The 14,394-nt window shown below is 49.4% G+C and carries 21 protein-coding genes and 1 pseudogene; 16 read left to right on the forward strand and 6 right to left on the reverse strand.

What is annotated here, in order from left to right:
• Positions 1–6: 6 nt before the first annotated feature.
• Positions 7–441, reverse strand: a complete 435-nt coding sequence (locus MA03_RS07580; RefSeq protein ID WP_052884671.1) for an aconitase X swivel domain-containing protein — start codon at positions 439–441, stop codon at positions 7–9.
• 6 nt (positions 442–447) lie between these two features.
• A pseudogene (locus tag MA03_RS07585) lies at positions 448–1,347 on the reverse strand (aconitase X); the annotation flags it as partial.
• Between the two features lie 155 nt (positions 1,348–1,502).
• Here MA03_RS07585 and MA03_RS08830 point away from each other — a divergent pair.
• From MA03_RS08830 to MA03_RS07625, 10 genes are all read left to right on the forward strand, one after another.
• Positions 1,503–1,655, forward strand: coding sequence for a hypothetical protein (locus MA03_RS08830; protein ID WP_191118540.1), 153 nt, complete (start codon positions 1,503–1,505; stop codon positions 1,653–1,655).
• 58 nt (positions 1,656–1,713) lie between these two features.
• Complete coding sequence (locus tag MA03_RS07590; protein ID WP_052884673.1) at positions 1,714–2,244, forward strand: hypothetical protein; 531 nt, start codon at positions 1,714–1,716, stop codon at positions 2,242–2,244.
• Positions 2,245–2,263: 19 nt separating this feature from the next.
• Positions 2,264–2,491, forward strand: a complete 228-nt coding sequence (locus MA03_RS07595; protein ID WP_052884674.1) for a glycosyltransferase family protein — start codon at positions 2,264–2,266, stop codon at positions 2,489–2,491.
• A 334-nt stretch (positions 2,492–2,825) separates the two neighbouring features.
• Entirely contained in the window at positions 2,826–3,587 is a 762-nt protein-coding gene (locus MA03_RS07600) for a polysaccharide deacetylase family protein (RefSeq protein ID WP_052884675.1), read from the forward strand.
• On the forward strand, positions 3,587–4,672 hold the full coding sequence (locus tag MA03_RS07605) for an ATP-grasp domain-containing protein (RefSeq protein ID WP_052884676.1): 1,086 nt from the start codon (positions 3,587–3,589) through the stop codon (positions 4,670–4,672). The genes MA03_RS07600 and MA03_RS07605 overlap by 1 nt, the downstream gene beginning before the upstream one ends.
• Positions 4,672–5,253, forward strand: coding sequence for an HAD family hydrolase (locus MA03_RS07610; RefSeq protein WP_052884677.1), 582 nt, complete (start codon positions 4,672–4,674; stop codon positions 5,251–5,253). The genes MA03_RS07605 and MA03_RS07610 overlap by 1 nt, the downstream gene beginning before the upstream one ends.
• 189 nt (positions 5,254–5,442) lie before the next feature.
• Complete coding sequence (locus MA03_RS07615) at positions 5,443–5,661, forward strand: hypothetical protein (RefSeq protein ID WP_191118541.1); 219 nt, start codon at positions 5,443–5,445, stop codon at positions 5,659–5,661.
• Positions 5,651–5,911 (forward strand): hypothetical protein, encoded by a 261-nt coding sequence (locus MA03_RS07620; protein WP_052884678.1) that lies wholly within the window; start codon positions 5,651–5,653, stop codon positions 5,909–5,911. Before MA03_RS07615 ends, MA03_RS07620 begins: the two co-directional genes overlap by 11 nt.
• 146 nt (positions 5,912–6,057) lie before the next feature.
• Entirely contained in the window at positions 6,058–6,189 is a 132-nt protein-coding gene (locus tag MA03_RS09030; protein WP_257719663.1) for a hypothetical protein, read from the forward strand.
• 401 nt (positions 6,190–6,590) lie between these two features.
• Positions 6,591–6,815, forward strand: a complete 225-nt coding sequence (locus MA03_RS07625; RefSeq protein ID WP_191118542.1) for a hypothetical protein — start codon at positions 6,591–6,593, stop codon at positions 6,813–6,815.
• A 327-nt stretch (positions 6,816–7,142) separates the two neighbouring features.
• On the opposite strand, the gene MA03_RS07630 is transcribed toward MA03_RS07625, so the two are convergent.
• Positions 7,143–7,541 carry a translation initiation factor IF-5A gene (locus MA03_RS07630; protein ID WP_052884680.1) on the reverse strand — a complete coding sequence of 133 codons (399 nt, stop codon included), beginning with the start codon at positions 7,539–7,541 and terminating at the stop codon, positions 7,143–7,145.
• A 47-nt stretch (positions 7,542–7,588) separates the two neighbouring features.
• Positions 7,589–8,947 carry a serine--tRNA ligase gene (gene serS, locus MA03_RS07635; protein ID WP_052884945.1) on the reverse strand — a complete coding sequence of 453 codons (1,359 nt, stop codon included), beginning with the start codon at positions 8,945–8,947 and terminating at the stop codon, positions 7,589–7,591.
• Between the two features lie 100 nt (positions 8,948–9,047).
• On the opposite strand from serS, the gene MA03_RS07640 reads away from it, so the two are divergent.
• On the forward strand, positions 9,048–9,458 hold the full coding sequence (locus MA03_RS07640; protein ID WP_052884681.1) for a hypothetical protein: 411 nt from the start codon (positions 9,048–9,050) through the stop codon (positions 9,456–9,458).
• On the opposite strand, the gene MA03_RS07645 is transcribed toward MA03_RS07640, so the two are convergent.
• Entirely contained in the window at positions 9,455–9,775 is a 321-nt protein-coding gene (locus MA03_RS07645) for an AbrB family transcriptional regulator (RefSeq protein WP_052884946.1), read from the reverse strand. The genes MA03_RS07640 and MA03_RS07645 overlap by 4 nt on opposite strands.
• Before the next feature lie 171 nt (positions 9,776–9,946).
• Between MA03_RS07645 and MA03_RS07650 the strand changes: the two genes are divergently transcribed.
• Positions 9,947–10,192, forward strand: coding sequence for a hypothetical protein (locus MA03_RS07650; protein WP_052884682.1), 246 nt, complete (start codon positions 9,947–9,949; stop codon positions 10,190–10,192).
• Here MA03_RS07650 and MA03_RS07655 read toward each other — a convergent pair.
• Positions 10,189–11,241, reverse strand: a complete 1,053-nt coding sequence (locus MA03_RS07655; protein WP_191118543.1) for an arginase family protein — start codon at positions 11,239–11,241, stop codon at positions 10,189–10,191. The two genes, MA03_RS07650 and MA03_RS07655, sit on opposite strands and share 4 nt — an antisense overlap.
• 146 nt (positions 11,242–11,387) lie before the next feature.
• On the opposite strand from MA03_RS07655, the gene MA03_RS07660 reads away from it, so the two are divergent.
• Genes MA03_RS07660 through MA03_RS07675 form a run of 4 tightly spaced genes read left to right on the forward strand, consistent with a single transcriptional unit; the run spans position 11,388 to position 14,368 of the window.
• On the forward strand, positions 11,388–11,948 hold the full coding sequence (locus tag MA03_RS07660) for a 2-oxoacid:acceptor oxidoreductase family protein (protein WP_191118796.1): 561 nt from the start codon (positions 11,388–11,390) through the stop codon (positions 11,946–11,948).
• Complete coding sequence (gene porD / locus MA03_RS07665) at positions 11,945–12,241, forward strand: pyruvate synthase subunit PorD (protein WP_052884685.1); 297 nt, start codon at positions 11,945–11,947, stop codon at positions 12,239–12,241. The genes MA03_RS07660 and porD overlap by 4 nt, the downstream gene beginning before the upstream one ends.
• 25 nt (positions 12,242–12,266) lie before the next feature.
• Entirely contained in the window at positions 12,267–13,433 is a 1,167-nt protein-coding gene (porA, locus tag MA03_RS07670; RefSeq protein ID WP_236944942.1) for a pyruvate ferredoxin oxidoreductase, read from the forward strand.
• Positions 13,433–14,368, forward strand: a complete 936-nt coding sequence (locus MA03_RS07675) for a thiamine pyrophosphate-dependent enzyme (protein WP_052884687.1) — start codon at positions 13,433–13,435, stop codon at positions 14,366–14,368. Before porA ends, MA03_RS07675 begins: the two co-directional genes overlap by 1 nt.
• Positions 14,369–14,394 lie beyond the last annotated feature (26 nt).

A 14,394-nucleotide genomic window follows, 5' to 3' on the forward strand; every position in this document is an offset into this window, starting at 1 on the left:
GAACCTCTACTCTACCGTCCGGGTATACTTTGATCCTGTCCCCGTTGATATACGTTTCAAGACTTCTTCTCCGAGCTGGTCTACGAGTATTATCTTAGAGTTAAACCAGTTGTTGGCGAGTAGGACCCCGCTTACCGTCAGTGTGTCTGCTTGACGGGTGCATAGGATGGCCTTTGGTTCTAGCCTCATGCAGGCTATCTCTGCTATCACTAGTCCTCCCGTGGTTGAGCCTATGCCTTGCGGTATCACCAGTATCTTATGCGTTAAGTCCTTCCCGTAAATGTCGGGGTTGTTTTTGTCCGCACCTACAGCTTTCTTGGTTCTCGATACAATGGTCTTCTGGTATGTTGCAAGCCAGTTTAGACCGCTCCTGCTAACTACAGCTTCTCCTTCAGCCTCTCCGGCGACAACCGGTCGGCCTCTAAACTCCTCCCTGCTCACACCTTCTCACCTCCTCACGGTAAACGTCTCGACAAGAGCATCCTCTCGGAAGAAAACAGCGTGACTATAGTATGCTAGCTTGCCCGATACTGTTGCGATGTGGAGTCTCTTGGACGTTGGAATATTGGTGAACATTAATGGGCATATGCTTGACAGCCTTACCCCGGCCTCTCTGAGACGCTGGTAATCCTTTGAGCCTTTAACATCGGATATTATCTTGGGAGCTGCAAGCATGAGGGTTCTCTTGATGAATTTCCTGTCCTCGAGCCTCCGGGCCCAGTGAGAGACTTGTTCTCGTGAAAGGTGTGGGCAGCCTATAATGATGAGGTCAGTCTTCTCGGGGGAAGCACCTTTAGCCATCTCCGCCTCCATTTCCTTCAAGGCTTTATCGTCTACTACTAGGCGTCTGTGAGCGTCTTTGATTAGCCTAGCTCCTTCCTCGCGTGCCTCTGCGGTAAGCCCTTCGGCATGGAATAGTCCTACAGCACCCCAGGACGCCATGGCTGAGCCCATGTCTTTAAGCTCGTATTCCTCTAGGCCCCATTTCTCTAGCCCCGTGATGTATGGGACGTCTTCGCCTACTGTCTTGCCTATGAGGCTGCCTAGGATGAAGGGGTCTGGCTTTGAGGATGTTTTAACCTCTACTAGCCAGCTGGCCCTCCTGTTTTCGTCGAGTAGTAGCCCGAATTCAGGGGTTTCTCCGAGTATGCCTGAGAAGATCTCTATAATAGATGAGTTTCTGTTTGTTCTGGCTCCTATCACTGAATTGGCGTAGATTACGGCGGACGACTCCGCCCATGCTAGCACGTCCCCGTAGCTCGGCTTGTTGCCTATATAGTATGGGGTACACGTGAACGCTTCGCGGTCCATGAGCCCAAGCCTGAGCAATAAATCCTCAAGTTGTTCCTGCTTACTGTATAATCAAAAATGCTGAAATAATGGGTACCAATCGTAGAATAGTTTATATCGACAATGTATACACAGACAGGCAATTGGATTTGCTCAAAAAGATTGTCCTAGAGGATATAGAGATCAGGCATGGCAATTGGCGCGACTGAAATATGACGTTCATGAGTATTTTAAGAGATGCTAAAGAAGAAGGCTTAGATGCATTGGTCGTGGACAGCGATAACGTGCTGGATGGAAGATTGGCCAGGTTTGACAGGGAGCTTGTGAAAAGGTTCGGCTTCTACACTGTTATAGATTATGCGTGAGCAAAAGTGAAGGGGTAGTGGGATAGAAGCATAAAGCTGGGATCTATAAAAATGGATTGTGAGGAAAATTGAGGTCTATGGATTTAGAGCATTTAATTTATGGAAAACCGTCTTTTTTATAGGATCAAAACAAGCTGTCAGGCTGAGCAAAGATCTGCTCGAATCTCTCAACTACTCCATGTTCGAAAATATCGAAGAGTCCCTTAAAAACATCGATGCTGGGATTAGGTACTTTTTAACTGATGAAACAGTTCTAGGGATGCCTCTGTTCTACAGCAACATTAGAACAACACCTTGGGTTATCATGAGTTATCATATACATCATGGCTCCACAGAAACCAAGGGTATCAGCAGAACTTCAAAGTTGATGGTGGCCATGGTTCATACTCAGCTGGGCAAGGAATTGCTGAAGAGGAAGCTGAGCAAGGAAATGCTTTGGTACTATACAAGGTATAAGATAGCTCAATTATACAACTTTTTAGTAGAGTATATAGTATATAAAACAATAGATTATAGAATTATTATAAGCTCAAAATTTGATAAGAAAAATCAATTAAATATGCTGAGAAAAGTGGTGTTGAGGCCCTAAGGATCCCTGAGATTCCCTTATGGAAGAAAAATGCTTAAGCAGAGCTGAAAACATAATAAAATATCCACAGGGGTTCAGAGTTGTTCACTACAGGCTGTTCAGACGCGAGGTCTTCGATAAAGTTGGCCTTCAGGATTCACGAATCCCCTATGTGGAGGATCTTGATCTCTTCTTAAGGATGGAACTTGCAGGAATGAGGCTCAGCACCATACCGCTGGTCGATGATGCATTCATCCTGCACGATTAGAGCATTTCACTTCGATCCATAGTGATGAAGAGATATTACATAGGGCATCGGGACAGCAATCGCTTTGTGCAAATTCGGAAAATCTGATCTCTTCAGCAAGTACTTCTCCTCTGGCACTCAAGAGGGAGCAAAGCTTTTTCAAAGTACAGATTTCTCATAAACCGTGCACGCATGGATCCATGCACCATCCTCCCACTGCTACTGCTTATCCCCTTGAGGGCTATCTCCATGAGGATAGGTTTTTATCTCGGCCTGCTGTTCTGATACATTCTCTTGAAGGTACTACAAAACTAAAAAATATATAAGTTTATAGCTTCTTAGTTCAGCTTGGGCAATGCTGGCAATCTTCCTGAGCCATGATGTCGACTGGCCCAGGCATGGGCCGGGCATGGATCACATAATGGCAAGAAGGGATAGATTTGAGGACAACATAATAGAAAAAGTGTTAAGAGGCTATAATCCCTATTTTGGAATTCCAGATATTGTTGAAATGGAGGAGAGGCTCGGAGTAAGATCCACCTTCTTCTTCAGGCCCTTTTATGATGACGGCACTGATGTGAACTGTTATTCTGATATAATTAAAGAGATCTCAAAGAAGGGGTGGGAGATAGGAGTTCACCTAAACGATCTCTCCTCTGTGGATGCAGTAAAAGCCCAGAAGGAGAAAATTGAGGAGATATCTGTCAGAACCCTTGGATGCAGAGTCCACTACCTGAGGATAAAGACAGAGGATTACCGAAAGATAAGGGATGCAGGCTTCCTATATGACTCCTCCCTGAAGAGCTTCAGGGACAGGATAGATCCAAAGGACATGGGCCACCTTCAGATAGATGGTGTTGTCGTCTTCCCTGTGACGATAATGGATGCTTATCTATTCACATATATGAATGTAAATGAGGAAAGGATTATCAAGGTATTCGAGGAGGCCATTGACATCGCTAAGAGGATGAAGAAAGATGTGATCACAGTGCTTTGGCACGATTCCTCTGTGAAGATGAGAGGAGGCAGGGCATATGGAAAGGTGCTGGAGTTTCTCTACTCAAGGGAGGATCTGGAAATAATGAGAGGAGTTGACCTGCTGAGGAGGGTTATTTAATGGAGATCAGAATATTGGTGACGGGATCCGGAGGGATAGGGGGTGTGAACTTTGTGAGAGCTCTGAGGCTTGCTGAGAGAATGGGAAAGCTGAAGTACTTCATAGTGGGGACTGATTACAACCAGTATCACATCCTCTTCCCTGATGTCAATCTGAGGATGAGATCTCCAAGGCATGATGATGTAGAGTTCATCCCCTTTCTCCTGGACATTGTGAGAAGATATGACATACAGTTCCTGCATCCTCATCCGAGCTCAGAGGCAAAGGTGGTATCGCAGAACAAGGATAAGCTTGATGAGCTGAGAGTTAAGCACTATCTGCCAAGGCCTGAGGAGATAGCCCCAGATAAATACACAATCTATGAGAAGTTGAGGGAGAGGAATGTGCCAGTTCCCCAAACTCTGCTCATATCATCGGATCTAGAGGGCGCATTTGAAAGGCTCGGATCCCCCCTGTGGATCAGAGCGAGAGCTGGGGCTGGAGGAAGGCTCAGCTTGAAGGTCAACAATCCAAGGGAGGCAAGAGCATGGATCGAGCTGAATGTAATGCAGGGAAGGGCAAAGCCAGGCGATTTCATTGCTCAGGAATACCTTCCTGGCAGGGATCTGGCTTTCGACTCCCTCTGGTACAACGGGAAACTTGTGACTTCATTCGCAAGGGAGAGGCTTGAGTACCCATTTGCTCACATATCCCTCTCTGGCGTCACAGGGACTCCTACAGTAGCGAGGATTGTGCACGATGATGAGGTGACAAAAGTCGGGATCTCAGCTGTGAAAGCGCTATCATCAAAGCCCCATGGCTTCTACTCTGTTGACATCAAGGAGGATGCTGATGGCAAGCCCAGGGTGACGGAAGTTGATGGGAAATGGCACACAACAGCACCTCTGTGGGGTTATGCATTCAGCAAGTTTAAAAATGATATAAAGTATAATATAGCTTATATCTACGTTGAGATAGGGCTGAACGGAGAGGTGAAACAGGATATCCCTGAGATAAATCTCTTTCCTGAGGAGCTTTACCTCATAAGGCACATTGACTGCGGCGTCCTCCTGAAGCACAAGGAGGAGGTATTCAGGGTGCTCTGATGAAGGTCATTGCCCTAGATTTTGATGGAGTTCTGACCAGCTTGAACATTAACTGGAGAAGGGTCAGGGAGGTTGCCTCCCTGAGGGCTGGGTTCAGAATAGAAAGCCTGCTCGACTTCTGGAGGGACAATTTCGGAAGCAAGATATTTCAAGATATCAGTGATGTTGTAAGGGAATTTGAGGAAAGAGCTGTTGAGACAGCAAAGCCATTTGAGGAAGCTGTGAAGCTTGTGGAGGAGGCATTCAAGAGGGGAATTAAGGTGTACATAGTGAGCATGCAGTCTAGGTCCTCGATCCTGAGATTTCTCGAGAAATTTAGTTTGCTTGAACATATATCTGGGGTGTTTAGCAGGGAGGATTTCCCAACGAAGCGTGAGATGTTGAGGAGAATACTGCAGATAGAGAAAATAGAGCCATCCGAGCTCATATTCATCGACGATCTTAAGAGAAATCTGGATGAGTGCAGGGATCTTGGCGTTAAATGCGTTCACGTAAGGGATATCAGCATGATAGCAGAATCCTTGAATTCACTACAACAAGAGATGTTTAGAAGGGAGAGCTCTGATCTGCACAGCCCTTGATAGCCCCGAGATGAGGTCTCATGAGTTCAAGCCCCCTGTCTGAATCTTAACATAAGCTCTTTAAGGAGACTTGAAGCCCCTTCCTACCACAGTCAAGCTATTTATAAAACAGAAAGGATTTTAGTCTTTTTTAACAAAATTTCCTTTTTATATATCGCAGGGATATATTTAATACAAGCCTCTCTTCAGGTGCAGATCAGCTATGTTGCTTCAGAGGAGGAGGCTAGGGAGATAAGGAGGAAGAATGCAGACTGGAATTTCATAGAGGCACAAAAGCCCAGGATAAGGGAGGCCCCAAAGTACTGTGTGGAGAAGGGGGATCTATACATAGCCTCTCGGCTCGCTGGCCTGAAGGTGGAGGAGTTCAATGAGCTGAGGATCAGGGCTGGGATACCAAATGCCGCATGAGTTCACAGTAGCTGACACATGCTTCCTCATAGACTGGTTCAGGTACAGGAAAATGGACTCTATTTTCAGGCTTTTTAAGGTAATTTTTGTCCCTGAGAACGTCCTGAATGAGATAGAATCTGAGAGGACTACTTCATGGATATCGGAGGGGCTTAGAAGGGACTGCCTGGCCCTCTATACCCCTCTTGATGAGACTGGTGAGGTGAGGGAGCTTGTTGAGAAGAGCTACTTCCTTCATCTCAGCTATTGAATATACGGGCAATATCAACGTGCCGGAAACGGGTTTATACAATTTTTATACAATTCTATTCTCAGGAAATCATGGTCGTGTGTCAGGAGGATCCTTCCCTTCCTTTCGGGTTCTGAGCTACATATGTCTTAAAGACTATGTAGCTCTTGGTCTTCATCAGGCCTTGTCTCCCTCTTGAGTTCATCGAGGGCTCAGCATCTTCCTACAACCCCGTCAGGGTGAACTCGCTCCAAGCCCTCATAAGCTTCAAAGAGCTTGGAGAAAGCTCCTCTATCTGAATTCACTTTCACTCCCTTCGGGGGATTTAACATCCCACGTCTGGAGCACTCTTCAGAAGTAAAAGTTGCTACTCATGTTTATTTATCTATCTTTTTTAAACTGCTGACTACGGCAGTGTAAGCATGCTCTTAATTTAGAGTTGAGCATATAGTATCTTTTATAACGGGAGTTATTATGTTTATGGCATTATGAAGAGCATATGGAGTGAGTTTGTTGTGAGCATTGTGAAGAAGCTTGAGCGTGCTAACTGGTTGGTGGGGAGGGTTAAGGAGCTTGAAGATAGGATTGGATAAAGGAGGTTCCGGTAACAGTAAGGTACAAGGGGGGCTGCCAAGAACATCAAAAAAGCAGCCTCTCTCACATGAGGCAGAAATTATCGGTACAATACTGAAAAATGGTTGTGGAGGAGAGACCTCTACTTTATCTAGGCCTTCCAGGGACGATATTCATCATTATAGCAATAGCGCTGGGAACACACATCTTACTATTATTTAATGCAACAAGATACTCTAGCCTTCCTATAGCCATCCTAGCTCTTGGGGCAGGCTTGGTGGGGATGATCCTGATAACCACAGCACTCATGCTATACGGTCTCAACAGGGTTATAAGAAGAATAGAGAGCTGAGAGCTTGAAACATTTTGTGGCAAAGCAGGCTAAAAAGTGTACGAGAACTTTTCCAAGAAGATCACAAGATTGACGATTCGGTCGGGATCCTATAACCGGCTATCATGGTTTTGAGGATTTTCATTATGGGGTAATGCAAAATCCTGCTGTTTTATTATAAAAATTACAAGGTTACCTTGATGTTTTTATGCTTTGATTAATCAGGTGAGGGTGGAAAGGCTTAGACGAGTGGGGTCAGCACTCAAGATCTCGGTCATCCCATTAGGGGTCTTGGCCTGCCTGGGTCATCATCTCCCTTTTATAGTGGGACGGGGTAGGCCTAAAAACTTAGCTTCTTACACGCATTATCTTGTATCTTCCCATTACCTCCCATACTTCTACTTCTGCTCCTTCTGTTATCTTGCTCCTTATCTCCTCCTCGGTGGGCATAGGTACTTCTATTGTGGAGTAGTCGTCTAGGCTCATCAGCATCAGGGAGTCGCCTGTAACCGAGACTACCTGTGCGTTGAACTTCCTGATAATGGGGACGTCTACCCGGGCATCCGTGGGAACCACTATGCTCCTCTTGGCGCCGTCGAAGAACCCGATTCCAACTATTCTAGCTTTAGCCGAGCCGTGTTTCCCAGTCTTGCTCTTCTCAACCTCTACGACTCTGCATGGCTCGCCGTCGATTACTACGAAGGAGCCGACCTTGATATTCCCCGCTTCTTCTGGACGTGTACTCATATTTGCTCTTGCTCTCTTCGACTTCGATACTTAAAAATTTAACCGGTTTATTCGAGGACGAAGACCTGGAGCTTTGGCTCGACAGGCTCAAGATACTTTCTAAGCGCCCTTGGGACGCGGATCACGCCGTCTGGAGTCTGGTAGTTCTCGACTATGGCTGTTATTGTGCGCTGTATGGCGAGGGCTGTGCTGTTCAGCGTGTGGACGAACCCCTTGCTCGGCGCGCCTCTAGCCTCGGCGTACCTAATATTGAGGCGGTAGCTCTGCCAGTCCGTGCAGTTGCTGCAGGAGACCATCTCGCGATACTTTCCCTGGGCCGGCATCCAGGCCTCTAGATCGTACTTCTTAGCGGCGACAACCCCTAGGTCTCCAGAGGCTATGTTTACTACCCTGTATGGGATGCCTAGGCCCTGCCAGAGCTCCTCTGCGTTCCTTATGAGTCTTTCATGCCACTCCCATGACTCGTCCGGGTGAGAGAACACGAACTGTTCCACCTTGTTGAAGTGGTGTACACGGAAAATCCCCTTCATGTCCTTCCCGTGTGCGCCCGCCTCCTTCCTGAAGGAGGGGCTTATACCCGCGTACAGGAGCGGGAGGTCCTTCTCAGGGATCACGTCGTTCACATGTAGGGCGGCTATAGGGTGTTCAGCTGTGCCTATCAGGTAAAGCTCTTCACCCTCGATCTTATACACCATGTCCCTGAAGTCATCGAAGCTTATAACGCCCTCGAGGACTTCTCTCCTAAGCATGAGGGGCGGCTGGAGAATAGTAAACCCTTTCTTGGCGAGGCTCTCAAGGGCGTACATCGTCAGCGCGAGGTCAAGCCACACGAGGTCGTTGAAGGTGTAGTAGAAGCGCGAGCCAGCGACCTCAGCCGCCTTCTCGGTCCCCGTTAGCCTCTTCCCCTCGAGGAAGTCCGCGTGTCCAACGGGCCTCCAGTCAACAACCTCGTAGTCCACCTTGAACCCCTTCCTCTCCGTCTCAGCAAGGAAGGCGTCGAGGAACTCTCTGGGGACCCTCGGCCTACCCCAGTACCTGACGGGGGCGTTGTGGCTGTCGTCAGGACCTATGGGCACGCTTTCATGGATTACGTTCGGGATCTTTCGGAGGATGTTTTCCCTTTCTTTCTCGAGGTTTGCAAGCTCCTGCTCTATGGCCTGTATTTTTTCGCGGAGGCTCCTGGCCTGTGATACAGTTTTTTCCCTTTCGCCGGGAGGCAGCCTACTTATCTGCTCGGATATCTTATTCAACTCATGCCTTGCGTCATCGTACTCTCTTTTCTTTGCCCGCCACAACTCGTCCAGGCGAATGGCCTCGTCTACAAGGGATGTGTCCATGAACCTTGCCTTGAGGTTCCATCTTAGCTTTTCAGGGTTGTTTCGCAGATAGTATAGGATGCTCCACATAATGGCTCTACCGGGCTTGATGTTATATTCTCGCATGTAATAAATTCTTTTATTCAACATAAAAACAAAATACTTGGAGTGCCAACTCTTTCATGGTAACATGACGAGTGTCGGAGAGCTTAGCGAGATGATGAGAAGCTACACGCGGAAGTTCAGCGAATACGTTGCCAGGAAAGACTATGACTCGGCTATACAGCTGGGTCTCCAGGTTCTAGAGAAGCTTCTCAAGATTGCTAGCGAGGAGATAATTGCAAACATCTCCGACCCGAGTGTCGCAAAGATAGGTCAGGAGATACTGAAGAACTACGAGAGTACTCTTTCATACGTGTCCGGGGTCATGAACGGCCTGAAGTACGTGTCTCCCATATACGCGCTGGGTGAAAAGGAGCAGCTGGTAGGACTTGTAGCGAGCTCGGTCTCAGAGCTATTCAACTTTATAATGGGCGCTCTACTTATAGTCGCGTCTATACAGGGGAGGGCCTCGACAGAGGAGAGCTTTGGAGTAGTCTAGGTCTTCGGCTCTTCAAACGGTTTTATATCCACTACCTCTATATCCGAGCCAGGCACAAGTGAAACCCTCTCTCTGAGCTCCTTGGGTATCGTGAACTGACGCGAGTCTGTGTACTTCGTCTTTAGAAGTCTCGCGGTGAAGCTGTGCTCTTCCCCGCCAACCCTGATGGTGATTCTTGCCTTCTCTATGCTTTGGATGTTGAGCTTTCTAACGAGACTCGCAGGTATGAGGACTTGGTTGTTTGAGTAGACCCTTATCCTGTAGGGAAGGGACTCTATAGTGAGGCCGCGGGTCCCCCTCCTTGGCTTTTCTCCCAAGCTATCCACCTCGTTTATCTTCTTTTTCAAATTGTTTTATATTTTTTGTCATTAAGAGCCCAGTTAAATAAAAAGGATCTCTACACTCTGGGCTTAATCCCTCGCAAATTATTGACCAATAAACGCGATATCTTTTTAAGTAAAGGTAGTTTCGCCTTCATAGTGGTTCAAGTGTTGTCGAAAGCTGATGTTGAGAAGAAGCTGAGGAGTATTTTCAAGGACGCGCAGTTCGAGGTTCAGGTAGACGGCAAAGGGATAAAGGTTGCTATAGACGGAGTAGGCGAGACCCCAGGGGAGCTCTTCACGAAGATAGGCGGCTTTGTCGAGTCTATAATGAAGGTAGCGGGCACGAAGGACGTGGACGTCATCGTGAGCATGCAGGGGAGCGCCTTCGGAGTTGAGATAGAGGTATATTAGTGAGAGCATTCTTCAAGCTTATTTTTCAGCCAGTTTAAGCGGTCTCTCAGGGCATTTACTGCCGCCATGCTGCTCGAGCTTTCGACTTCTCCCACAGTGAACTCCCTAGCATCTCCGCCGGCCATCAACGCTAATTCTAACGCCCAAATCCTCGCCACGGTCTCAGGCACGTAGCCTCCCCCACCAGTCACCAGGACAGGTATGTTTCGCGCAATTGAACTGATGCTCTCAGCGAATCGTATATAGGAGTTCTCGGTGAATCTAAGATCTGTAAGCGGGTCGCCGTCGTGGCCGTCAACGCCCGCCTGGATGATCAGGAATTCGGGCTTATAGTGTTCTAGCTGTGGTACTATGATTTCTTCGAGGGCAAGCTTGAAAACGTCATCACCTGAGCCCAGGGGCACGGGGATGTTTATATTCTTGCAAAGCCCCTGGCCATCCCCTAGTTCGTCGATCCATCCTGTTCCGGGATAGAACCCGTAGCCATACCCGTGAACGCTTATCTTGAGGACGTCCTCACTATAAAGTATCTGCTGCGTCCCGTCGCCGTGATGTGCGTCAATGTCGACTATCGCGATTCTTCCTACCCCCTGGCTTCTCAGCCACAGCGCTGCCACGGCCAGGTCATTGAAAACACAGAAGCCGCCTGCGGCGCGACGCCTAGCGTGGTGAAAGCCGCCGTTAGGGGTGAAGCCTATGCCCGGCTTTTCTCTAAGGAGACGTGCCAGCGTCAAGGTACTGCCTACAGCCTTTAATGCCGCCTCGAATACCTGTGGATAGGCTGGGGTGTCGCCGTAGTCGAGGAGGCCTCTCCCCTCCCTCGACTTCTGCTTCACGAAGTCTACGTATTCGGGGTCGTGCGCAAGCAGGAGCTCCTTCTCGGTGGCAGGCTCCACTGGTACCCTGCTCACGGGGAGCCTTCTCTCGAGTCTTGGGAGAAACTCCTCGTAGAATAGTCTTATTCTCCGGGTCCAGTTTTCTCGAAGGGAGGCAGGCGTGAAGGATATTCTTGTAAGCTCCTCAGAGTAGGCGACGTAAACCTCACGCATAACTGCCACAAGGTTATTTCGAGAACCGTACAGAAATACCTTACCCCGCCGTGTCAGACTTCAACCGAAGTTATTAAATGATGGTAAGTGACAAGGCTTATTACAAACACCTTCTTAATACATCCGACAAGAAAATGAAAGAGGAGATCTATGAGGTACGATGGCATGGTCGTGGAGGACAGGGAGTTGTGACCTCAAGCGAGCTTCTAGCACTTGCGGCGCTGCGTGAGGGTAAGCACGTCTATCATGCGCCGGAGTTCGGCCCTGAGAGACGGGGCGCCCCCGTAAGGGCCTACACGCGGATAAGTACTCACCCAATTGAGCTCCACTCGAGCATATATACTCCCGACGCCGTCGTGGTTATAGACCCCTCTCTCCAAAGTGAGGTGCAATCCGTGACCCATGGGTTGAGGGAGGGCGGCCTCCTGGTAGTCAACGCGTCAACACCTCACGAGGGTATAGTCGAGGCGGCGAAGAAGCTTAAGGCTGGCCTATGGTTTGTCGACGCCTATAGTATCGCCATGGAGGTTTTCGGCCGTCCCTTCTACAACACCCCGATGCTGGGGGCCTTCGTGAAGGCAAGCGGATTGGTGAGCATTAACACTGTCCTGGATGTTGTAGCCGAGCGGTTCGGCAAGGAGTCAAAGCTGGCTGAGAGCAATGTTCAAGCTGTTAGGAAGGCTTACGAGACGGTGAGAAGGTTATGAGTGAGAGTATAGTATTAAAGCTTAAGACCTGGAAGGATCTGCCTATTGGAGGCGTCATCCCGGAGCCCAGCACGAGCCTTTATAACAAGACGGGGAACTGGCGCGCCATGACCCCGGTTCTCGATGAGAAAAAATGTATAAAGTGTCTCTTATGCTGGATCCACTGCCCCGAGCCTGCCATAATACGAAAGGACGACGACTCCGTGAAGATAGACTACGATTACTGCAAGGGATGCGGCATATGTGCAAATGTTTGTCCTGTACACGCTATCGAGATGAAGCTAGGGGTGTGAGTATATGAAGGGTAAACTTGTGGGAATGAACGGTGACAGGGCTGTAGCCTTCGCGGCTAAGCAGGCAGATGTCGACGTTATCTCGGCGTACCCGATAACCCCCCAGACGATAATCGTCGAGACGCTCGCCGAGTACGTGAACAACGGCGAGCTTAACGCGGCCTTCATCCCGGTGGAGAGCGAGCACTCCGCCCTCTCTGCAGCCGTGGGCGCCTCGCTCGCTGGCGCTAGGGTTTTCACGGCTACGAGCAGCCAGGGATTAGCGCTTATGTGGGAGATACTATGGATAGCCGCAGGCCTGCGGACAACAATAGTCATGGCCATGGGTAACAGGGCCCTCTCTCCAAACATCAACATTCACTGCTCTCACGACGACGCTTACGCGGCGCGAGACACGGGATGGCTGCAGTTCTTCGCCGAGAACGTGCAGGAGGCCTATGACTTGACCTTGATGGCCTTCAGGATATCCGAGGATCACCGCGTGCTGTTCCCGAGCATAGTTAACCTGGACGGCTTCATACTGACGCATGCTACTGAGGGGCTGTATGTGTTGGATGATGAGGACGTTAAGGCATTCCTGCCCAAGAAGAAGCCTGTGAACCCGATCGACCCGAGTAAGCCGATGACCTATGGTCCCCTAGACCTTTTCGACTGGTATATGGAGCACAGGCGCTTGCAATACGCCTCCTTCATGTCTACGCCTCCCGTTATAAAGGAGGTCTTCGAGGAGTACGGGAAGCTCTCAGGAAGAAGATACACGCCGGTGAAGACCTTCAACGTTGAGGGAGCTGAGGTCGTGCTGATGGTTCTAGGCAGCTCGGCGGGAACTGTTCGCTATGTATCCAGGAAGCTTGCCGAGAAGGGTAAAAAGGTGGGTGTTGTAAGCCTTACCCAGTACAGGCCCTTCCCGGTTCGTGAGCTTATCGAAGCGTTGAGCGGCGCGTCGGTAGTGGCGGTCATGGATCGCAGCGTCAGCTTTGGGAGCCCCGGCGCCCAGCTCTTCATGGACACCTCGACGGCCCTCCTAAAGGCAAAGAGGAGACCCTTACTATTCAACGTCGTCTACGGGCTCGGCGGGAGGGATCTAACACCGGGAGACGTCGAGAAGATCGTTATGAAGGCTGAGGAGGTTTTAAGGAGGGGTGAGTCCCCCGAGGAACCTGTATGGGTAGGAGTTAGAGGTGAGGAGTAATGGGTGAAGCCAGGTTTATTAAGACTTTAAAGGAGGTTCCCCGAGTAGAACACTTTGCACCTGGGCACAGGCTCTGCGCCGGCTGCGGTATACCACAGGTTGTCAGGATGGCTTTGAAGGCTGTCCCGGACCCGAAGGTTGTAGTGAACGCTACGGGCTGTCTCGAGGTGGCGACTACGATATTCCCTTACACGAGCTGGGGTGTTCCCTGGGTTCATGTAGCCTTTGAGAACGCGGCAGCTGTCGCCAGCGGGATAGAGTCGGCATTCAAGATCCTTGAGAAGAAGTACGGTAAGCAGCGTCCAAAGGTCGTAGTTTTCGGCGGTGACGGTGGCACCTTCGATATAGGCTTCCAGGCTTTGAGCGGCGCCCTGGAGAGAGGACACGACATGATCTACATATGCTATGACAACGAGGCCTACATGAACACGGGTATACAGAGGAGTGGTGCAACGCCGAAAGGTGCACATACAACTACGAGCCCCGCAGGCAAGGTTATCCCGGGCAAGCAGGAGAGGAAGAAGAACCTCATAGAGATAGCCATAGCTCACGGCATCCCATACGCTGCAACGATGAACCCAGCATTCCCCGTAGACATGTATAACAAACTCGTGAAGGCTGCGTCTATTACAGGTCCCGTAGTCCTCCACTACTATACGCCATGCCCTACCGGGTGGTACTTCGACCCTTCAAGGAGCATCGAGGTTGCACGTCTAGCGGTTCAAACCAGGATCTGGCCCCTCTACGAGTATGAGAACGGGAAGATTAGGATAACCGTCCCAGTCAAGGAGCCGAAACCCATCGAGGATTACTTCAAGCTACAGGGGAGGTTCAGGCACCTGCTCGAACCCCAGAACAGGGAGCTCCTGGAAGAGATTAAGAGGGATGTGGAGAACAACTGGAACCGCCTCGTAAAGCTTGCCTCTCAGGGTTAAGGCTAACACTAATAAATTTTTTATAA

This window comes from Thermofilum uzonense (genome assembly GCF_000993805.1).
GTDB lineage: Archaea > Thermoproteota > Thermoprotei > Thermofilales > Thermofilaceae > Thermofilum > Thermofilum uzonense.